The sequence below is a fragment of the Pseudomonas sp. SMSB3 genome (assembly GCF_052041965.1).
In the GTDB taxonomy this organism is placed as follows: Bacteria; Pseudomonadota; Gammaproteobacteria; order Pseudomonadales; family Pseudomonadaceae; genus Aquipseudomonas.
In genome coordinates, this window is the sequence record NZ_JBKGGV010000006.1 from 46,224 (window position 1) to 65,894 (window position 19,671).

Sequence of the window (19,671 nt, forward strand, 5' to 3'; positions counted from 1 at the left end):
ATCGATCAGGCTGCTGGCCGCGCGCCGCTAGAATTGCCAGCGCAGTCCCAAGTTGATACCGCTGGCCTGTTGCTGGCGACTGTCGAGGTTGCTGGAGTATTGCACGCTGCCGTGCACGCTCAGGGCATCGCTGATCGGTGCTACCAGGCCGGTTTCGACCTGAATCGAGGTGTAGCGGTAGTCGGTCTTGACGGTGTCGAGCTTGTCGAAGGTCAAGGTGTCGCGACCGCCATCGCCATGCCACAGGTTGAGCTGCGCATAGGGCTGCAACGAACGCCCACTGGCGCTGCCTAACGCGCCTTCGAGGCGCACGCCAAGGCGGGCGCTCAGCTCCAGTTGTGCGTCATGGCTGACCCGCGAAACGCTGTCGTTGGCGCTGTCGATCGCGATCTTCTGGGCAATCAGCTGGGCCTGAGGTTCCAGGCTCCAGCGCTCGGACAGGCGGATCGGGTAACCCGATTCAAGCGAAGCCGTTCAGGCATGGCCGTCCATGTCGAGCTTGTCGCCGCGCGTGGAACGGGCGCGGCCGTCGAGCGTGGTGTACTGCAACACGCCGTCGAGGTACCAGGCGTGGGGGCCAACCAAGGTCCAGTAAGCGCCGACACTGTCGCCATCGAGCTTCAGATCACCGACATCACGATTTTCCATGGCCAGCGCGAAGCCCTGGACGTCTGCATCCAGGCGGCCATGACTGACATACACGCCCAGGTGCTGGCGGTAGCCGCTGTCGCTGAGCCGGGCATAGACGTCCTGGCCCACCTTGAAGCCGTACAACCTGCCGTCCAGGCGCGGGCTCACGCTGCCGCTCCACTGTTGCCGCACGTCAGCGCCGTAGGCTTGCCCCCAACTGGCCGGCAGGCCGCCCTTACCCTTGAGCAGGCGCTGGTCGCCTTGGCGTTGGTGGAAGGTGCCCAGTGCCTGGCGGGCAATGAGCGCGGCGCCTCTGGACGCTGCGGCATAGACCGGCACTTCAGGGCGATAAAGGGGCAGGCTTTGACCGGGCAGCGCAGCTGGCAGGTCGGGCTGGCCAGGCGCTGGGGCCGCGACCGGAGGCGACACCGCTGGGGCAGGAACCGCAGGCTCGGAGGGCGCGCCCGGCTCGGTAGGCTGTCCTGGTTGCTCAGGTTGCTCAGGTTGCTCGGGCTGTCCCGGTTGTTCAGGCTGCTCAGGTGGCGTCTCGATTGGCGGCACGGGTTGCGGGGCAGGCGCTGCGACCAAGGTCGAGCGCAAGTACCAGCTGTTTTCGCTGCCCGCCGTGACACCGCCCTTGAACAACCTGTAGTCGTACGCGCCAACCGACAGCGTCTGGGTCTGCACGAAGGCGTTGGAGCTGCTGGTAGCACCGTCACGCGCCTCGACCACGGTAATACCGTTTTGCGCGGTAGCAGCGCCAAGGCCGCCAAGATGGGTGACGCTCAAGCGGGTACTGCCGCTGATTGCGCCGCGGCTGACGATCAAGCGGTCAGACGGCGAGTCGTCACCGGCCAGCACGCTGTTGACGCGCAACTGGCCATCGTTGCCCTGGTAATCGCCGTTGATCGTCAGCCGCCCCAGGGCGTCGTTACCGCGGCGCAGGTCGAGGGTGCCACTATTGCTCAAGGTGGCTAACTGCCCACTGTCAAAAGGCGAGATCGAGCCCTGGCGTGACGTCAGCGTGCTGTTGACGTCAAGCGCGAGGCGGCCGGTACCGGTGTCGGCGTCGCCGAGTGTCAGGGGATCGTTAAGCGTCAATCGACTGCCGAGCAGCTCGATGGACTCGAAATTCAAGTAACGGGCGCCGCCTGGGATCTCGCTGGCACTGAACTGCAGGCTGTCGATGCCGCTGCCGCCATCGATATCGACCGTCAAGGCCTGCGCGTTGAGGCCACTGATATGGGCCATGTCGTCGCCGATACCCAGATCTACCCGGCCACCGATGCTGCCACCGGACCAGGTGAAGACATCGTTGCCAGCGCTGGCCAGCACATTGCCCTGCAGGGTGCCGCCGCTGATCGTGATGAGGTCGACGCCGCCACTGGTGCTGATGTTGCCACCGATGGTGCCGCCGCGAAGGATGATGGTGTCGTTGCCGAAACCGCTGACCAGGTTGCCATCGATGCGGGTTTCGACCGCCGTATCCTGGGACATCTCGAAATAGTTGTCGGCCAGTTTAAGGTCCACCCGGCCGATCCGACCGCCTTTGAACAGGGCCGAATCACCGTCCTCGAAAGCCCCGACGATTCGTCCCCCGGTCATTTCGAAGGTGTCGTAGCCTTGCCCTTGATTGAGCGATTGCACGGTTCCACCTGACATGAAGAAATCGTCGATGGCAGGTGTCTGGCTGACCGCTCCAAGGTCGTCGCCCGGGCCGACGACCAGTGATTCGGCGGGGGCGAGCAGCGGCAAGACGAGCAAGGGCAGTGCAACGGGCGCAAGCAGGCGAGGGCAGCGCATGGGCAGGTCTCCGTGGCCATTGAACGGACCACTACCAGCGGCAGCGCAGCGTGCGCCACCTCGGCCCTGCCGATGTTTGTAGGTGATGCGAGGCGAAACGGGCAACTGGCAGAAATGCTAGGTGGCCCGTGGCCATTAATCGCGGTAGAAGGTTTGCACCAGGTGATAACCGAACTTGCTCTTGATCGGGCCATGCACCACGCGCAGCGGCTTCTTGAAGATCACCTGGTCAATCGCGCCAACCAACTGACCCGGACGGACCTCACCAAGGTCGCCGCCACGCTTACCTGACGGGCAGGTGGAGAACTTCTTCGCCAACACGTCGAAGGCCTCGCCATTGGCGATGCGCTGCTTGAGCTTTTCGGCTTCGTCAGCGGTCTTGACCAGAATATGACGGGCTTGCGCTTTCATCGAACACCTGTGCTTCGCAGAGCAAAAAAGGGCGCCATTATGCCTGATCGTGGGGCTTCGTCCAGTCGCCGGCGCGCAGCCCCGCGAAAGACTACTCCACGTGGGCAGTGCGCACCTCAGGCGATGCCGACCAGAAGCGATAACGCACTTGCACGCCTTCAGGTGCGTACACCACCACCGGCAATTTGCTGTTATAGCGCAGCATGAAGCCATCGCCCACCACGGGCACGAAGGCGTCGGTCTTGCTCTGGTCGGGGCAGGCCATCAGCGTGCTGGCCGGGCCACTGACCTTGTCCAGACGGTAGTAGCTGTAGCCCCAGCCTTCGAGCGTGTGCGCTTGTAAACTACCGCCCAGGTGCTGACGATTGCAGTCGACCGGCAACGTCTTGCCCGCCAGAATCTCCAGCTTGTACTCGGACTCATCGTCTTGTGCGGGCAGGTGGATGACCTGGCGGGTAAAACCGGCCTCGGCTTCGGGGTAGGGCGCAACGTCCTTGAGGCTGGCCGCCAGCAGCGGAGTAGCCGCCAGGCTCAGGGATGCAAGCGCGATGAAGGTGAAAGGGCGCATAAGGCCTCCTTGCAGATGAACAGGTGCGAAACGCGGCCAGGCCTGCTTGGCCTCTTATTGAGCCAACCAGCCACCATCGACGTTCCAGGCGGCCCCGCGAACCTGGCTACCGGCTTCGCTGCACAGAAAGAGTACCAGTTCGCCCAAGTGCTCGGGCGTGACGAACGCCAGGGAGGGCTGTTTCTCGGCCAGCAGGTCATGCTGCGCCTGCTGCGGATCGACCCCTTTGGCGGCGCGGTCGTCAATTTGCTGCTGCACCAATGGCGTCAATACCCAACCTGGACAGATGGCATTGCAGGTCACATTGCTGCTGGCGGTTTCCAGCCCGACCACCTTGGTCAGGCCGACCACACCGTGCTTGGCTGCGACATAAGCCGCCTTGCCGGTCGAACCCACCAGCCCATGTACCGAAGCGATATTGATGATCCGGCCCCAATTGCGTTGACGCATGCCGGGCAAGGCAAGCCGCGTGCCGTGGAACACCGCCGACAGGTTCAGGGCGATGATCTTGTCCCAACTGGCGACCGGGAATTGTTCGACCGGTGCCACGTGCTGAATGCCGGCGTTGTTGAGCAGAATGTCGACGCCCCCGAACGCCTGCTCGGCCGAATCGAACAAGGCCTCGATCTGCGCGACATCCGAAAGGTCGGCTGGGTGATGGATCACCTTGACTCCATGCCGGGCAATTTCGGCCATGGCCGCAGACGGCTCGCCAAAGCCATTGAGCACAATATTCGCCCCCGCGCGGGCCAACACCTGGGCGATGCCCAGGCCGATGCCACTGGTTGAGCCGGTCACGAGTGCGGTTTTGCCAGTCAGGGTCATGCGCTGCTCCTCCAATGTTCCAGATTGAGTGCGCCAGAGTAGTACGCACTGGCGGCGCTTGTCGCCTGCCGCCCACCGATGAGCTCAACGCCGCGGATCGAACGCCTCGCGCAGGGCATCGCCGATGAACACCAGCAGCGAGAGAATCAAGGCCAGGGCGAAAAACGCGGTAAAGCCAAGCCAAGGCGCCTCCAGGTGCTGTTTGCCCTGGGTCACCAGCTCGCCCAGCGAAGCGCTGCCTGCTGGCATGCCGAAACCAAGGAAGTCCAGCGCGGTGAGCGTGGTGATCGCACCGGTAAGCATGAATGGCACATAAGTCAGCGTGGCATTCATGGCATTGGGCAAGACATGGCGCAGCATCACTTGGGTGTCAGACAGACCCAAGGCGCGGGCCGCCTTGACGTATTCCAGGTTGCGCCCGCGCAGAAACTCGGCGCGCACTACATCGACCAGGGTCAGCCAGGAGAACAGCGCCATGATCCCGAGCAGCCACCAGAAGTTCGGTTCGACGAAGCCACTGAGAATGATCAGCAGGTACAGCACGGGCAGCCCTGACCACACCTCCAGCAGGCGCTGGCCGAGCAAGTCGACCCAGCCGCCGTGATAACCCTGCAGCGCACCTGCCGCAAGGCCGATCAGCACGCTGACCACGGTCAGCGCAAAGGCGAACAACAGCGAGGTGCGCGTGCCGTACAACACCCTTGCCAATACATCGCGGCCCTGATCGTCAGTACCCAGCCAATTGCTCAGGCTCGGCGCACTGGGGGTTGGCACTTGCAGGTCGTAGTTGGGTGTATCGGCGCTGAACGGGATGGGCGCGAACAGCATCCAGCCACCCTGGCTGTCGATCAACTGGCGCACGTAGGCGCTGCGATAATCAGGCTGGAACGGCAATTGCCCACCGAACTGCTGCTCGGTGTAGCGCTTGAGCGCCGGGACATACAGCTCGCCCTTGTAGCCGAGCAGCAAGGGTTTGTCGTTGGCGACCAGCTCGGCGCACAGACTGAGCAGCAGCAGGCCGCCGAACAGCCACAGCGACACCCAGCCCAGGCGATTGCGGCGAAAACGCTGCAGGCGCCGCCGTGATACGGGTGAAAGCATCAGTGCGCCCTCGTCTCGAAATCGATACGCGGGTCCAGCACGGTGAACGCCAGGTCACCGATCAGGCGAAACAGCAGGCCGGCCAAGGTAAAGATGAACAGCGTGCCGAAGACTACTGGGTAGTCGCGTGCCACGGCGGCCTCGTAACTCATGCGTCCAATGCCGTCGAGCGAGAAAATCACCTCGATCAGCAAGGAACCAGCGAAAAATACCGTGATCAGTGCCTGTGGCAGGCCGGCCAGCACCAGCAGCATGGCATTGCGCAGCACGTGACCGTAGAGCACCTGCCGTTCACTGAGCCCCTTGGCGCGGGCGGTGACCACGTACTGGCGGGCGATCTCGTCGAGAAAGGCGTTCTTGGTCAGCAAGGTCAAGGTGGCGAAGCCGCCGATCACCAGGGCGCCGACGGGAAGCACCAAGTGCCAGAAGTAATCGGCGAGCTTGCCCAGCAGGCTGAGCTGCTCGAAGTCGTCCGAGACCAGGCCGCGCACCGGGAACCAATTGAGCGATGTGTCGCCGGCGAACACGACGATCAGCAGAAGCGCGAACAGAAACGACGGCAGGGCGTAACCCACCACGATCAACGCGCTGCTCCAGGCGTCGAAACGACTGCCGTGCCTGACCGCCTTGCGGATACCAAGCGGGATCGAGACCAGGTACGTGATCAGCGTGGCCCAAAAGCCCAGCGACAAGGTGACTGGTAACTTGTCGAGGATGAGGTCGGTGACCTTGGCCCCTCGGAAGAAGCTCTGCCCGAAGTCCAGCCGAGCATACTGGCCCAGCATCAGCCACAGACGTTCAGCGGGGGACTTGTCGAAACCGTACTGGCGCTTGATGGTTTCGATCAGCTGCGGGTCGAGGCCTCGCGAGGCGCGCGACTCGCCCGCTGCCACCTCCACTCGCGCGCCGGCACCGCCGCCGCCCAGCCCCTGCAAACGCGCTACCGCCTGCTCGACCGGGCCACCGGGCGCTGCTTGAACGATGGCGAAGTTCACCAGCAGGATGGCCAGCAGCGTCGGGATGATCAACAGCAAGCGGCGCAGGATGTAGGCGGTCATGGCTGGGTCTTCTGTCGGTCGGCCATCTGGGCATTGCTCAGCGCCGCCGGGCTGACTTCCCACCAGCTGTCCAGGCCTTCGTCATAAGCGGGCTGGGTGCGCGGCAGGCCGAAGCGGTTCCACCATACGGTCGAGGTTCCGGGCGGGTAGTAGTTGGGAATCCAGTAGTAGTTCCATTGCAGCACCCGGTCCAGGGCTCGGGCATGGCGCAACATGTCGGCTTGTGTGTCGGCGCGCACCAGGCCGTCGATCAGTCGGTCCACCGCGGGATCCTTGAGCACCATCAGGTTGTTGGAGCCAGGGTCGTTGGCCGCGGCGGAGCCAAAGTAGTTGTACAGCTCGGCGCCGGGCGAGAGCGTTACCGGATAGCCGGTGACGATCATGTCGTAGTCGCGGGCCATCAGGCGATTGACGTATTGCGCGGCGTCGACATTGCGGATGTTCAAGGTGACGCCGATCTGCGCCAGATTGCGCTTCCATGGCAGCAGCAGGCGCTCCATGCCCGACTGACCGTTGAGGAAGGTGAATGCCAGCGGCTCGCCTTGGGCATTGACCAGGCGGTCGCCATCGGGCTGCCACCCGGCTTGCTGCAACAAGGTGAGCGCCTGCAGCTGCTGCGTACGAATGATGCCTGAGCCATCGGTGACTGGCGCGCTGTACACGTGCTCGAATACCTCGTGCGGAATCTGCCCGCGGAGCGGTTCGAGCAGCTTCAACTCACCTGCGTCCGGCAACTGCCGCGCCGCCAGCGGCGTGTTGGAAAATACGCTTTGCTGGCGGATGTACAGGTTGCGCATCATCTGCCGGTTGCTCCACTCGAAGTCCCACAGCATGGCCAGGGCCTGGCGCACGCGGCGATCCTTGAACGTGGCTTTGTCCAGGTTGAACACGAAGCCCTGCGCCGCCTGCGGCTTGGCCGGCGCCAGGTGCGCGCGTTGCAGGCGCCCGTCGTCCAGCGGGGCGCCGTTGTAGCCGAGGGTATAAGCGGTGGCCGAGAATTCCCGGTTGTAGTCATAACCGCCACCCTTGAGCACCTGGCGTGCCACTTCCGTGTCGCCAAAATATTCGATGCGGATGCGTTCGAAGTTATAGCGCCCGCGATTGACCGGCAGGTCCTTGGCCCACCAGTTCGGGTCGCGCTCGAAGGTGACGCTGCGCCCGTTGTCGATGCGCCCGATGCGGTAGGGGCCGCTGCCGACCGGCTGCTCGAAGCCGCCCCCGTTGGTGAAGTCGCGACGGGCCCAATCGTGCTCGGGCAGTACTGGCAGGCTGGCCAAGTCCAGGGCCAAGGTTCGGCCGTGGGGCTGCTTGAAGTCGAAACGCACGTGTCGCGGGCCCTCGACGGTGACGGCGGCAACATCGGCGAACTGGGTACGGTACTTGAGGCTGCCTTCGGCCATCAGCTTGTCGAAGGTGAACCGTACATCCTCGGCGCGCACTGGCTGACCATCGGCGAAGGTCGCCCTGGGGTCGATCTCGAAGCGCAGCCAGGCGTCATCCGGCCCGCGCTCCATGCGCCGGGCAATCAGGCCGTAGACGGTATAGGGCTCGTCGAAAGAGCGCTGCGCCAGGGGCGCGTACAACCAGCCATCGACCTGACTGACGCCGATACCTTTGTCGATGTAGGGCAACACGTGGTCGAACTGGCCTATTTCGATGGCCGAGCGCCGCAGCAGGCCGCCCTTGGGGGCCAGGGGGTTGACGTAGTCGAAATGCTGGAATGCCTCGCTGTAGCGAGGCGCTTCACCATAGACGGTGAGGGCGTGGGTAGGTGCAGCGTGGCTGGTCAAGCACAGGCATGACAGCGCCAGTGCTGAAAGCCAGCGTGGGAGCGACGGTACGACGGCCGGCACCGCCTGTTCATGGATCGGCTCAGGCAAGCGGGTGGCCTGGGCGCACCGTTTGGTGAGCCGGCCACGGCGCAACAGCATCGCTCCCACGCAAAGGGCCATCAAGGCGATGACTTAGTCCTGGCGGCTGGTGACTTCCAGCAGGTGATAACCGAATTGGGTCTTGACCGGACCTTGCACGGTGTTGACCGGGGCGCTGAACACCACAGTGTCGAATTCCTTGACCATCTGGCCTGGGCCAAAGGAACCCAGGTCGCCGCCTTGACGGCTGGATGGGCAGGTGGAGTTGGCCTTGGCGATTTCAGCGAAGTCGGCGCCGGCTTCGATCTGGGCCTTGAGCTCGTTGCACTTTTCTTCCGAGTTGACGAGGATGTGGCGGGCGGTGGCGCGTGCCATGGGTACTACTCCTTGGGGGGGTAAAGACGGCAAGCCTAGCGCACTTGATCGGGTCGTGTCTCGCCAGGCTTGCTGCATCGGCCTTACAGCCGCATCGCCGCCTGGCGCAACAGGGTTTCGGTGGCGCTCCAGCCCAGGCAGCCATCGGTGATCGACACGCCGTACTTGAGCGTGCCCTTGCCCAGGGTCTGGCAGCCGTCGAACAGGTGGCCCTCGAGCATCACCCCGACCAGCGAACGGTCACCGGCCAGGCGCTGGGCCAGCACGTCGTCGAAAACGGCAGGCTGACGGGCAGGGTCCTTGCCACTGTTGGCATGGCTGCAGTCGACCATGATGCGGGCTTGCAAACCGGCCTTGGCCAACCCTTGGCGGGCCTGGGCGACGCTCCTGGCATCGAAGTTGGGGCCTTGGTGGCCGCCGCGCAGCACCAGGTGGGTGTCTGGGTTGCCCAGGGTTTCGATGATCGCCGGATAGCCCTGGGCATCCATGCCGAAGTGGCGGTGCGACGCGGCCGCGCTGCGCATGGCATCGCAGGCGATGCCGATACCGCCGTCGGTGCCATTCTTGAACCCGACCGGCAACGCCAGGCCGCTGACCAGTTCCCGGTGAATCTGCGACTCGGTGGTGCGCGCGCCAATCGCCGCCCAACCGAGCACGTCGTCGAAGTAGCCCGCCGCCATGGGTTGCAGCAACTCGGTGGCGACCGGCAGGCCACGCTCGATCATGTTCAGCATCAAGCCACGGGACAGGGCAAGGCCGGCGTGCATGTCATCGCTGCCATCGAGGTGCGGATCGTAGGCCAGGCCCTTCCAGCCCACCGTGGTGCGCGGTTTTTCCACGTAGGCGCGCATGACCAGCAGCAGTTTGTCGTCGACCTCACGGCTCAGGTTCGCCAGGCGATCGGCGTATTCCAAGGCGGAGCGGGGATCGTGGATCGAGCAAGGCCCGACGACCACGAGCAGGCGCTCGTCGCGGCCTTCGAGAATGGCGCGAATGGCTTGGCGGTGGCTGTGCACCTGCTGGGCGAGGTCACTGGGCAATGGCATCTGCTGCTTGAGCAGGTGCGGGCTGGGCAGGCGCTGGCTGACGGTGGTGTTGGCCGCGTGTGGTTGGCTCAGGGGCAGGGCGAGGTTCGAAGCGTGCATGGCGTGATTCCTTGGGCGGACGGCGGGTTCTGGCCCGCGCAGTCGGCCCTATCGAGGTGTTCGACTGATCGATGAGTGATGGTCTGCAGCATTGCCACCGGGGATGGACCGAACGGAGGCGGCAGGCTGGCCCGAACGGAATTGGCTAAATCGCCAGGCGTAGGTGCTTGCATAGTGATAAGTGGCGTAAGTCATGGAGCTGTCCTCGATGTGAATCGTTGAAAGTGCAAAGCCTGAAAAAGCAAAACCCCCGATCGGGGAGCCGACCGGGGGTTTGAGTATTCTCATGTTCGGCGGCCCCTCGAAGGTGGGCGCCGTGTGGGTATCGGCGCCTAGTGGCTAAACCAATACCCAAAATAGGAACGCGCGGCGGCCTGGCAGTCAGCAACGGCCAGCACACGGCGCAGGCTGCGGCCGGTGTGGTTGGCATGATTGCGGGTGTGCTTGGGCATGTGCGGCTCCAGTGAATGAACCCGAGCTTACTGCACGGGTGGGCACTGTTCAATGGATAAATGCTATCGCCGTAATATCTGGACAAGCCTGGAGTGCTCAGGCATTTGCACGGTGTGCTGCCAGAGGGTTAGTTTCCTACCGTTGCCCTCAGGAAGCTTTGCCGTGGACTCGATAACCCAAGCCGTACTCGGCGCCGCCCTGCAGGGTACGGTGCTAGGCCGCATTCAGGGCCGCCGCTCGCTGATCTACGGGGCGCTGCTGGGCAGCGTGCCGGATTTGGACGTGGTGATACGCTACGCCGATCCGGTCTCGCAAATGACCTATCACCGCGGTTTCTCCCATTCGATTTTCGTGCTGACAGGCCTCGCCCTGTTGCTCGCCTGGTTGGTCCATCAGCTTGCCCGCAAGCGCTGGCCCGACAAGGGTTACAGCCTGGGCAGGCTGTTCCTGGCGTTCTGGCTGGTGCTGGTCACGCATCCGTTGCTCGATGCCTTCACCGTCTACGGCACGCAACTGTTCTGGCCGTTGCCCTTCACGCCACTGAGCTGGGCGGCGGTGTTCATCATCGATCCGCTGTACACCGTGCCTTTGCTGGTGGCGGTGATCTACAGCGCCTGGGTCGGTTTCAACGGCAGGGCGGTGCGCTGCCTGAGCCTGGCGTTGCTCCTGAGCACAGCCTATCTGGGCCTGGGCCTGGCCGGACGCATGGCCGCCGAACAGCGCCTGCAGACTGCCCTCGATGCCCAAGGCATCGAAACCAGCGAGGTACGGGCAATGCCGCTGGCCTTCAACAGCCTGCTCTGGCGCGTGTTGGCCAAGACCCCTGACGGTCATTACTACGAAGGCATCAGCAGCACCTTCGACCATGCGCCGCCAGAGATGCAGCGCCTGTCGCTCAACCTTGGCCTCGCCGCGCAGTTGAAAGACGCGCCGTTGCTCGAGCGCCTGCGCTGGTTCACCGACGACTGGCTGCGCTACGACCAGGTCGGTGACGCGCTGGTGGTCAGCGATCTGCGCATGGGTATCCCCGGCGACTACACCTTCCGCTTCAAGATGGCCCACCGCGGTGATGGAGGCCAATGGGTGGCCGAGCGCCCAAGTGTATGGAAGGGCAGCGGGCCGAGGTTCGACCGTGCTGCGTTGGTACTGATCTGGCAGCGCATCTTCGCGCAACGCCCACCGTTGCCGCTGGCGACCTGGACCGAGAAGCAGCTGGGGCAGGGCCGCGAGCCTGGGCCTTAGGACGTGCGCTCGGCAGGCCTGGACCTGGTCAAATGGGTGGCGATGGCGACCATGGTCGTCGATCATCTGCGCTACCTGTGGCCGCAGGCGCATGGCTTATTCATCGTCGGGCGTTTGGCGTTCCCGTTGTTCTGCCTGGCGGTGGCGGTCAACGTGGCGCGCGCCAGCGCTTTGAAGCCGCATTATCTGGGTTGGATGATTGCCTTCGCCGTGCTGTCCGAAGCCCCCTATCGCTGGCTGGACGCTGACTCGCAGACCTTCAACATCATGCCGACACTCGCCTTGGGGCTGCTGGTCGCCTGGGGCGTGCGATACCGTGGGGGCTGGATGCACCTGGCCGGCCTTGGCGCAGTCGCTCTGGCGGCGCTGTACCACCAGCGGCTGATGTATGGCCTGCCCGGTGTACTGCTGCCCGCCGCTTGCCTGTTGGCCCTGCAGCGGGGTGGACCGGCCTGGCTTTTGCCGTGCGTACTGGCGATAGGTGGCAACCTGACCAACAGTTGGCTGCGCGACCATCTGCTGGCGCCGATCAGCCTGATCACCCTGAGTGCGGCGGCGCTGGCCATTGGCGTCGGCCGCCTGCTGCTGCGCGTCGAGCATAGCCCACTGCCGGCAGTGCGGCGCTGGGGCTACCTGTTCTACCCGGCCCACCTGGGGCTGATCGCCCTGTTCGCCTAGCCCGTCAATTGCACAGTGGCACAGGTGTGTCATGGGCACGCCCAGCTGTGTCATCGCTGCCGCACTGCCAGGGGCGGCAAGGGTTGCCCACTGTCTGACCGCAAGCTCTAGCACGTGGCCTACACGGGTGACCGTCAGGGCTGGCACGGGCGTTGCTCTGTAGCTTGCAGACGTCCACTGCAGCGTCGCCATAACAAGAACGGAGAATCAGCATGAACCGATCCGGCCCGCACCGCCTTGCCTCACGCTGCCTGGCCTTGGCCCTGGTGTGCAGTGCGCCTGCTTTCGCCGCGCAGGTCGACGGCCAGCGCATCATCGACGCCGACAAGGAACCCGGCAACTGGATGAGCCATGGCCGCACCTATGACGAACAACGCTTCAGCCCCCTCAAAGCCATCGATCAAAACAACGTCAATCAGCTGGGGCTGGCCTGGAGCTACAAGCTCGACCTCGACCGTGGCGTCGAAGCCACGCCCATCGTGGTCGATGGCGTGATGTACACCACCGGGCCATTCTCGGTGGTGTATGCCCTGGATGCGCGCAACGGCAAGTTGCTGTGGAAATACGACCCGCAATCGGACCGCAACCGCGCCGGTGAGGCGTGCTGCGACGCGGTCAATCGCGGGGTCGCCGTGTGGCAGGGCAAGGTCTACGTCGGCGTGCTGGATGGGCGGCTGGAAGCCGTGGACGCCAAGACCGGTCAGCGCGTCTGGTCAGTCGATACCCGCGATGACCACAACCGCAGCTACACCATCACCGGGGCCCCGCGGGTGGTCAACGGCAAGGTGATCATCGGCAACGGCGGTGCCGAGTTCGGTGTGAGGGGCTATGTCACCGCCTATGACGCCGAAACCGGCAAGCAGGCCTGGCGCTTCTTCACCGTGCCGGGCGATCCGAAGTTGCCGCCCGAAGACAAGGCCATGGCGATTGCCAGCAAGACCTGGCACGGCGATGCCTACGTGCAGTGGGGCGGCGGCGGCACCGCGTGGGACTCGTTCGCCTATGACCCGGACCTGAACCTGCTGTACATCGGCGTCGGCAACGGTTCGATGTGGGACCCCAAATGGCGCAGCCAGGCCAAGGGCGACAACCTGTTCCTGTCGTCGATCGTTGCGGTGAATGCCGACACCGGCGAGTACGCCTGGCATTACCAGACCACCCCCGGCGACGCCTGGGACTTCACCGCCACCCAGCACATGATCCTCGCCGAACTGCCCATCGACGGCAAACCGCGCAAGGTATTGATGCAGGCGCCCAAGAACGGCTTTTTCTATGTGCTCGACCGCGCCACCGGCGAGTTGCTGTCGGCCAAGAACATCGTTCCGGTGAACTGGGCCAAGGGCATCGACATGAAGACCGGCCGGCCCATCGTCGACGACGAAGCGGCGGCCTACTGGAAAGACGGCAAGCGCAAGTTGGTGACCCCGGCATTCTGGGGCTCGCACGATTGGCATCCAATGTCCTACAACCCGCAGACGGGACTGGTGTACATCCCGGCGCACATCATGTCGGCCTACTACGAGCACATCCCCGAGGCGCCCAAGCGCAATCCGTTCAAGAGCGTTTACCAATTGGGCCTGCGCACCGGGATGATGCCCGAAGGGCCCGATGGCTTGCTGGAAATGGCCAAGACCTGGTCGGGCAAGCTGATTGCCTGGGACCCGGTCAAACAGGCGCCGGCCTGGGAAGTGCCGTACATCACGATTTTCAATGGCGGCACCTTGAGCACCGCCGGCAACCTGGTGTTCGAGGGCAGCGCCGACGGCCGGGTGATCGCCTATGCCGCCGACTCGGGCAAGAAGCTATGGGAGTCGCCGGCGGCCAGCGGCGTGATGGCGGCGCCGATTACCTATTCGGTCGATGGCGAACAGTACGTGACCTTCATGGCCGGTTGGGGCGGGGCGTTTTCCACCTTCGCCGGGGCACTGTCGCTGCGCGCGGGGGTGCAGCCGTTCTCCCAGGTACTGACCTACAAGCTTGGCGGCACCGCTACCTTGCGTGAGCCGGCGCCTGCAGCCGGTGCCCCCGAGCCGCCGCCGCTCACTGCCGATGCGCAGACCGTCGCCGCCGGCGCCGAGCTGTACGACGGTAACTGCGCCCAATGCCATGGTATCCATGCGGTCAGCGGCGGTGTGTTGCCAGATCTGCGCAAACTCAGTGCGGACAAGCACCAGATGTTCCTCGGCATCCTGTATGGCGGTCGTGTCCCGGACGGCATGCCGTCGTTCGCCGACAATCTCAAGCCTGAGCAGGTCGAGCAGGTGCACCAGTACCTGATCAAGCGTGCCCACGACCTCAAGCGTGAGGGTGCGATCTGGCAGCAGTTCAGCGCCAAGCCCGCCATGCAGCCGCCATTGGCAGACAATCAGCCACAGGAGTGAAATGATCATGACCGATTCGGTATACCAGAACTTCATCGACAGCACCTTCGTCGCCAGTGAATCGCTGATCGAGGTGTACAACCCTGCCAATGGTCGGTTGCTCGGTCGTGTCCCGGAGTCGCCAGCCGAGCAAGTGGAGCGGGCCATCGATGCCGCTCGCCGGGCACAAAAGCGCTGGGCGGGCACACCTGCCATCGAACGTGCAGGCTACCTGCGGCAAATCGCGCTGAAGATCCGGGCCAATGCCGAGCGCCTGGCGCGCATCATCACGCAGGAAGGCGGCAAGGTGCCGGCCTTGGCCCAGGTGGAGGTCAACTTCACCGCCGACTACCTGGACTACATGGCCGAGTGGGCACGGCGCCTTGAGGGTGAGGTGCTGACCAGTGATCGCGCCGCCGAGCACATCTTCCTGATGCGCAAGCCGTTGGGCGTGGTGGCCGGGATCCTGCCGTGGAATTTCCCGTTCTTCCTGATCGCGCGCAAGATGGCGCCGGCGCTGCTGACCGGCAACACCATCGTGATCAAGCCCAGCGAAGAGACGCCGCTCAACTGCTATGAGTTCGCCAGGCTGGTGGCCGAAACCGACCTGCCCGCGGGGGTGTTCAACGTGCTCGGCGGTAAGGGGGCAAGCGTCGGTCATGGCCTGTCGAGCCATGCGGGGGTGGATCTGGTGAGTTTCACCGGGAGTGTTGGCACTGGCGCGCGGATCATGGCTGCGGCGGCGCCGAACATCACCAAGCTCAACCTCGAATTGGGCGGCAAGGCACCGGCGATCGTCCTGGCAGACGCTGACCTGGAGCTTGCGGTCAAGGCCATCGTCGCCTCGCGGGTCATCAACACTGGGCAGGTGTGCAACTGTGCCGAACGCGTCTACGTGCAGCGCGCGGTGGCCGACGCCTTCGTCGACAAGGTCGCCCAGGCCATGGCGGCGACCCGCTACGGCGACCCCTCGCTACACGCTGACCTGGACATGGGGCCGCTGATCAACCAGGCAGGTTTGGACAAAGTAGCGCAGATGGTGCGCACGGCAGTGGGTCAAGGTGCGCAAGTGGTGACTGGCGGCCAGGTCGCCGACCTGGGGGCAGGCTTTCATTACCAGCCCACGGTGCTGGCCGGCTGCAAGACCGACATGGAGATCATGCGCAAGGAGATTTTCGGGCCGGTATTGCCGATCCAGGTGGTGGAGGATCTGGATGAGGCCATTGACCTGGCCAATGACAGCGAATACGGGCTGACGTCTTCGCTGTACACCCGCGACCTGAACGCCGCCCTCAAAGCCTGTCGCGAGATCGACTTCGGCGAAACCTACATCAACCGGGAGAATTTCGAGGCCATGCAGGGCTTCCACGCCGGCGCACGCAAGTCCGGCGTCGGCGGCGCGGATGGCAAGCATGGCCTGTACGAGTACACCCGCACGCAGGTGGTTTACATACAAGGCTGAATGTCGCGAGAAACCTCATAAGGCTGTGGTGAAAGCACAGAAAGCAGGTGGGGGCTTCGCCCCCATTTCGCGACGCAATCAACCCAGTAAATTCGGCTGAACGATCCCGTAGCGCTTCATCTTGCGGTACAAGGTCGAGCGTGAAATGCCGGCGGCCTCGGCAGCTGCGCTCATGTTCCAACGTTGACGCTGCAAGACTGCCAGCAAATGCTGCGCTTCTGTGTGTTCGACCTGCTGCTCCAGCGCCTGAGTCCTGGCGGCGGGCGCTGGTTGCAGCAGCTCCTCGGGCAGATCGGCCACCCCGATTTCATCCCCCTCGGCCAACGCCACCGCTTGACGCAACGCATTAAGCAACTGGCGCACGTTGCCCGGCCATGAATAACCCAGCAAGCGGTCGCGTGCTTCACTGCTCAGGCGCAGGGTGGGGGCGAGGCTCGCCAGCAGCTCCTCGACCAACTGGCGCTGGTCGCTGCGCTCGCGCAGGGCCGGCAAGTGCATGCGCAGGCCGCACAGGCGATAGTACAGGTCTTCGCGAAAACGCTTCTCGACGATCATTGTCGGCAGATCCTGATGGGTCGCCGAGATCACTTGAATATCCAGCGCCACCGGCGTTGCCGCCCCCAGGGGTAGCAGCTCGCGCTCGGCCAGTACGCGCAACAAGCGGGTTTGCAGATGCGCCGGCATGTCGCCGATTTCGTCGAGGAACAGGGTGCCGCCGTTGGCCTGCTCCAACTTGCCCTTCATGCCCTTGCGGTCGGCCCCGGTGAAGCTGCCTGGGCGATAGCCGAACAGTTCGCTCTCGATCAACGATTCGGGGATCGCGGCGCAATTGAGCGCCACGAAAGGCTTGGCGTGACGCTGGCTGGCCTGGTGCAAGGCGCGGGCGAACGCTTCCTTGCCGGTGCCGGTTTCGCCGCTGAGCAAAATGGCAATGTCCTTGTCGAGCACCTTGCGCAGGCGCTGCACGCCGTTCAGCAACTGCTCATCCTGGCCGGCCAGCTGTTGCAGCGCGGGGTGGTTGCTGCGCGCAGGTGCAGGCCGCAGCGCGGCGCTGGATCGATAGCCGCCCGGTACGCGCAGGCCCACCTCGAGCAATTGAGCGGCGTGCGGGCTGCGCAGTTGCACGCCCTGCGCGCCGCCACGGGTGAGATTGAGCAGGCGGTCGATATCGGCCGCCAGCAGCTGATCGATGTGTAGGCCCAGCAGCGGGCGCCCAGGGTAGGCAAGAAACGCGGCCCGATTGGCTCCGATCACCCGACCTGCTTCATCCAGCGCCAACAACTGCTCGGCAGCCAGGTCAGCAAAGTCGTCGCGGGGTTTCAACGCCAGCGTCAGGCGGTCGCGATAGCGCTGGCGGAAGTGGCTGTTTTCAATCAGCCGTGCATACAGGATCACCAGTTGCAGGGTGAGGTGCTGCGCCTGCTTGGGACCGTCGTTGTACAGGCAGGTCGCATTCAGGCAACCGAGCAACTGGTTATGGGCATCGAAAATCGGTGAGACCGAGCAGCTCAAGCGGGCATTGCTGGCGAGAAAATGCTCCTGGCGGTGGATGGTCAGCGCTTGTTGCGATGCCAGGGCGGTGCCGATGCCATTGGTGCCGGCGATGGACTCGTCCCAGCGCGCGCCGACGATCAGCCCGGAGCGGGTGTAACGCTGGGCATCGGCGGGCAGTCTGGCCTCCAGGGTAACGCCGTCAGCGTCACTGAGCAGCACGGCGAAGCCGGCATCGAGTACCCGGCGCGCCAGGCCACTCACGCCCTGACTGGCCGTTGCCAGGTAGGCCTCGTGCTGCGCCTGATGCTGGCGAAGCTCGGCCGCGCTCAGCACGTTATCGACAGGGCCGAGGTCTGGGCTCAGGTGATGCTGCTTGATGCTGCGAAACCATGATTCGGCGATCACCGTTTCCGGCATCAGCCCGCGATGGGCGAAGTGGCTGTCGACGAAGGCGGCCAGTTCACTGGCGCGAAGTGCGGCGGGCATGGGCGCTCCCGATGCTTGTTATTGATCTGGGAAAACCATAGCCGGTTTTTCTGCACCTTGGCTAACCAATCAACGCAAGCGCCTCATCCACCGACAATGGCCGTTTCAGGCGTTGCGACAGCACCGCCATGGCATCGGAGTAACCCATGGCGACCACAGCGCTGACCTGCGTGCCTGTGCATTGCACGGCGATGAAGTCGCCCTGTTCGGGCTCGCCGATGAACGCGATGCGGTCCCAGGCCTGCGCATGCCCCAGCACCTTGTAGGTTCGCCCATGCTGATAGGTCCAGAAGAACGGCACATCGTCATAGCGGCGCTGTTGGCCGAGCATGTTGGCGGCCGCGATCACCCCTTGCTGCTGGGCCAAGCGCCAGTGTTCGATACGTGTCGTCTGCCCGGCGTGAGGGAAACTGGCCAGATCACCGGCAGCCCAAAGCCCTGGGGCGGCCTGCATCTGGGCGTCGACTGGCACCGACTGGTCATCGGTCAGCGGCAGACCTTGAACGCAGGCCGTGGCAGGTTTCACGCCAGTGCCGAGCAGCACCAACGCGGTTGGCAATCGCTCACCGTTGGCCAGCAACACGCCTTCGACCTGACGATCACCCAGAATGCGCGCTACCTCGGTCGGGCCGTGCAGATGCACCCCCTTGCGCTCATGCAGGGTACGGATGCAGCGGGCGATGCGTTCGCCCAGTTGCTTGGCCAGAGGTAGCGGGTGTCGCGTCACCACATGCACCTTGGCGCCGTACTCATGCAGGGCCGAGGCCGCCTCAAGAGCAATGAATCCATCCCCGACGATGACCACCGGTTGCCCAGGCTCGGCCGCATCGAGCAGGCGCGCTGCGTCGTCACGTGAACGCAAGGTGAAGACGCCGGGCAAGTCCACGCCAGGCAATGGCGGTCGCAATGCCTTGCTGCCGGTGGCCAGTAGAGCCGCGTCATAGTCGATCCGCTGGCCGTCTGACAGGGTGATCTGGCGCTTCTTCACATCCAGGGTGCGCACCTTGCCGAGCTTGCGCTCGAGCCGCCCCTTGCGCAACTGCTCGGCCTCCAGCAAAGCCGGCACTTCATCAGGCGGCATGTGCCCAGCGATCACGAATTTACTGAGCGAGGTACGGTCGTAGGCCGGCTGTCGCTCCTGATCGAGCCAGATCAGCCGGCCACCGAAGCCGTCATCGAGCAGGGTTGCCACAGCAGCAGAACCGGCAGCGCCGGCACCGACCACCACGAACGTGCGGGCGTCGCTGTGGCGTGGCGGCTCACTGCGCGGCAATGGCCGGTCATCGACCCACACCTGCGCATCCTTGACCCAGGCCCGGTACCGGCGCAGGTCGATGAGCGCCGGAGGTTCGCACACGGCGCCCTCGTCGATGGCGAATGCCGCCTTGTGCCACGGGCAGACCAGCAAGCCGCTACACACAACACCTTCTTCCAGCGGTGCTCCGGCATGCGGGCAGTTGGCCTGGAAGGCGTGCACCAACTGGCCTTGGCGCACCAGGATCATTTCTTCATTGCCAGCCTGCACCCGTAGCGGGCGGTGCGGATCGAGTTGGTCGAGACGGGCCACGGCGTATTCGGTCACAGGGCTTCTCCACAGGGGGCCTTTGCAACCTTTGATGGCGGGACAACGCGAGGGGTGCGTCGAGCTGACGATCGGTGCCAGCGCGGCGAGGGCGCTCGCCGACAAGCCCGCGTCCAGGGGCTTGCCG

General features: G+C 64.3%; 14 protein-coding genes and 1 pseudogene. 4 read left to right on the plus strand and 11 right to left on the minus strand.

The annotated features are described in order from the left end of the window. Positions 1-27: 27 nt before the first annotated feature. The 9 genes and pseudogenes from ACLEJW_RS11995 to ACLEJW_RS12035 all read right to left on the minus strand — a co-directional run bounded on the left by ACLEJW_RS11995 (position 28) and on the right by ACLEJW_RS12035 (position 9,787). Positions 28-2,433: pseudogene (locus ACLEJW_RS11995) on the minus strand (autotransporter outer membrane beta-barrel domain-containing protein). 135 nt (positions 2,434-2,568) lie between these two features. Then, positions 2,569-2,844: a peptidylprolyl isomerase gene (locus ACLEJW_RS12000; RefSeq protein WP_008095636.1), complete on the minus strand. Its 276-nt coding sequence runs from the start codon at positions 2,842-2,844 to the stop codon at positions 2,569-2,571. A gap of 91 nt (positions 2,845-2,935) precedes the next feature. Then, positions 2,936-3,412: a serine protease inhibitor ecotin gene (gene eco, locus ACLEJW_RS12005; RefSeq protein WP_145192934.1), complete on the minus strand. Its 477-nt coding sequence runs from the start codon at positions 3,410-3,412 to the stop codon at positions 2,936-2,938. Positions 3,413-3,466: 54 nt separating this feature from the next. Further along, on the minus strand, positions 3,467-4,237 hold the full coding sequence (gene hbdH, locus ACLEJW_RS12010; protein ID WP_313457289.1) for a 3-hydroxybutyrate dehydrogenase: 771 nt from the start codon (positions 4,235-4,237) through the stop codon (positions 3,467-3,469). 84 nt (positions 4,238-4,321) lie between these two features. After that, entirely contained in the window at positions 4,322-5,338 is a 1,017-nt protein-coding gene (locus ACLEJW_RS12015) for an ABC transporter permease (protein ID WP_313294634.1), read from the minus strand. Then, complete coding sequence (locus tag ACLEJW_RS12020; RefSeq protein ID WP_440777596.1) at positions 5,338-6,396, minus strand: microcin C ABC transporter permease YejB; 1,059 nt, start codon at positions 6,394-6,396, stop codon at positions 5,338-5,340. The genes ACLEJW_RS12015 and ACLEJW_RS12020 overlap by 1 nt, the downstream gene beginning before the upstream one ends. Further along, positions 6,393-8,327 carry an extracellular solute-binding protein gene (locus tag ACLEJW_RS12025; RefSeq protein ID WP_440777696.1) on the minus strand — a complete coding sequence of 645 codons (1,935 nt, stop codon included), beginning with the start codon at positions 8,325-8,327 and terminating at the stop codon, positions 6,393-6,395. The genes ACLEJW_RS12020 and ACLEJW_RS12025 overlap by 4 nt, the downstream gene beginning before the upstream one ends. 33 nt (positions 8,328-8,360) lie before the next feature. Further along, a complete protein-coding gene (locus ACLEJW_RS12030) occupies positions 8,361-8,642 on the minus strand; it encodes a peptidylprolyl isomerase (RefSeq protein ID WP_054899523.1) in 282 nt (93 codons plus the stop codon). A gap of 83 nt (positions 8,643-8,725) precedes the next feature. Next, positions 8,726-9,787, minus strand: a complete 1,062-nt coding sequence (locus tag ACLEJW_RS12035) for a 3-deoxy-7-phosphoheptulonate synthase (RefSeq protein ID WP_440777597.1) — start codon at positions 9,785-9,787, stop codon at positions 8,726-8,728. A 615-nt stretch (positions 9,788-10,402) separates the two neighbouring features. Between ACLEJW_RS12035 and ACLEJW_RS12040 the strand changes: the two genes are divergently transcribed. The 4 genes from ACLEJW_RS12040 to aldA all read left to right on the plus strand — a co-directional run bounded on the left by ACLEJW_RS12040 (position 10,403) and on the right by aldA (position 15,982). Then, positions 10,403-11,482, plus strand: a complete 1,080-nt coding sequence (locus tag ACLEJW_RS12040; protein WP_313644250.1) for a metal-dependent hydrolase — start codon at positions 10,403-10,405, stop codon at positions 11,480-11,482. A 3-nt stretch (positions 11,483-11,485) separates the two neighbouring features. Further along, complete coding sequence (locus ACLEJW_RS12045) at positions 11,486-12,160, plus strand: TraX family protein (RefSeq protein ID WP_440777598.1); 675 nt, start codon at positions 11,486-11,488, stop codon at positions 12,158-12,160. A gap of 212 nt (positions 12,161-12,372) precedes the next feature. Continuing rightward, on the plus strand, positions 12,373-14,541 hold the full coding sequence (locus ACLEJW_RS12050; protein WP_313294646.1) for a PQQ-dependent dehydrogenase, methanol/ethanol family: 2,169 nt from the start codon (positions 12,373-12,375) through the stop codon (positions 14,539-14,541). Positions 14,542-14,548: 7 nt separating this feature from the next. Further along, positions 14,549-15,982 (plus strand): aldehyde dehydrogenase, encoded by a 1,434-nt coding sequence (gene aldA, locus ACLEJW_RS12055; protein ID WP_440777599.1) that lies wholly within the window; start codon positions 14,549-14,551, stop codon positions 15,980-15,982. 78 nt (positions 15,983-16,060) lie between these two features. Here aldA and ACLEJW_RS12060 read toward each other — a convergent pair whose 3' ends face one another. After that, positions 16,061-17,962: a sigma-54-dependent Fis family transcriptional regulator gene (locus tag ACLEJW_RS12060; protein ID WP_440777600.1), complete on the minus strand. Its 1,902-nt coding sequence runs from the start codon at positions 17,960-17,962 to the stop codon at positions 16,061-16,063. Positions 17,963-18,023: 61 nt separating this feature from the next. Further along, complete coding sequence (locus ACLEJW_RS12065) at positions 18,024-19,544, minus strand: FAD-dependent oxidoreductase (RefSeq protein ID WP_440777601.1); 1,521 nt, start codon at positions 19,542-19,544, stop codon at positions 18,024-18,026. Positions 19,545-19,671 lie beyond the last annotated feature (127 nt).

Excerpts from the sequence above, each read along its gene's own strand:
- ACLEJW_RS12050 (WP_313294646.1), top strand. The coding sequence starts at position 12,373 with ATGAACCGATCCGGCCCGCACCGCCTTGCCTCACGCTGCCTGGCCTTG.
- hbdH (WP_313457289.1), bottom strand. The coding sequence starts at position 4,237 with ATGACCCTGACTGGCAAAACCGCACTCGTGACCGGCTCAACCAGTGGC.
- ACLEJW_RS12020 (WP_440777596.1), bottom strand. The coding sequence starts at position 6,396 with ATGACCGCCTACATCCTGCGCCGCTTGCTGTTGATCATCCCGACGCTG.
- ACLEJW_RS12060 (WP_440777600.1), bottom strand. The coding sequence starts at position 17,962 with ATGCCCGCCGCACTTCGCGCCAGTGAACTGGCCGCCTTCGTCGACAGC.
- ACLEJW_RS12025 (WP_440777696.1), bottom strand. The coding sequence starts at position 8,327 with ATGCTGTTGCGCCGTGGCCGGCTCACCAAACGGTGCGCCCAGGCCACC.
- ACLEJW_RS12035 (WP_440777597.1), bottom strand. The coding sequence starts at position 9,787 with ATGCACGCTTCGAACCTCGCCCTGCCCCTGAGCCAACCACACGCGGCC.
- eco (WP_145192934.1), bottom strand. The coding sequence starts at position 3,412 with ATGCGCCCTTTCACCTTCATCGCGCTTGCATCCCTGAGCCTGGCGGCT.
- aldA (WP_440777599.1), top strand. The coding sequence starts at position 14,549 with ATGACCGATTCGGTATACCAGAACTTCATCGACAGCACCTTCGTCGCC.
- ACLEJW_RS12015 (WP_313294634.1), bottom strand. The coding sequence starts at position 5,338 with ATGCTTTCACCCGTATCACGGCGGCGCCTGCAGCGTTTTCGCCGCAAT.
- ACLEJW_RS12000 (WP_008095636.1), bottom strand. The coding sequence starts at position 2,844 with ATGAAAGCGCAAGCCCGTCATATTCTGGTCAAGACCGCTGACGAAGCC.
- ACLEJW_RS12030 (WP_054899523.1), bottom strand. The coding sequence starts at position 8,642 with ATGGCACGCGCCACCGCCCGCCACATCCTCGTCAACTCGGAAGAAAAG.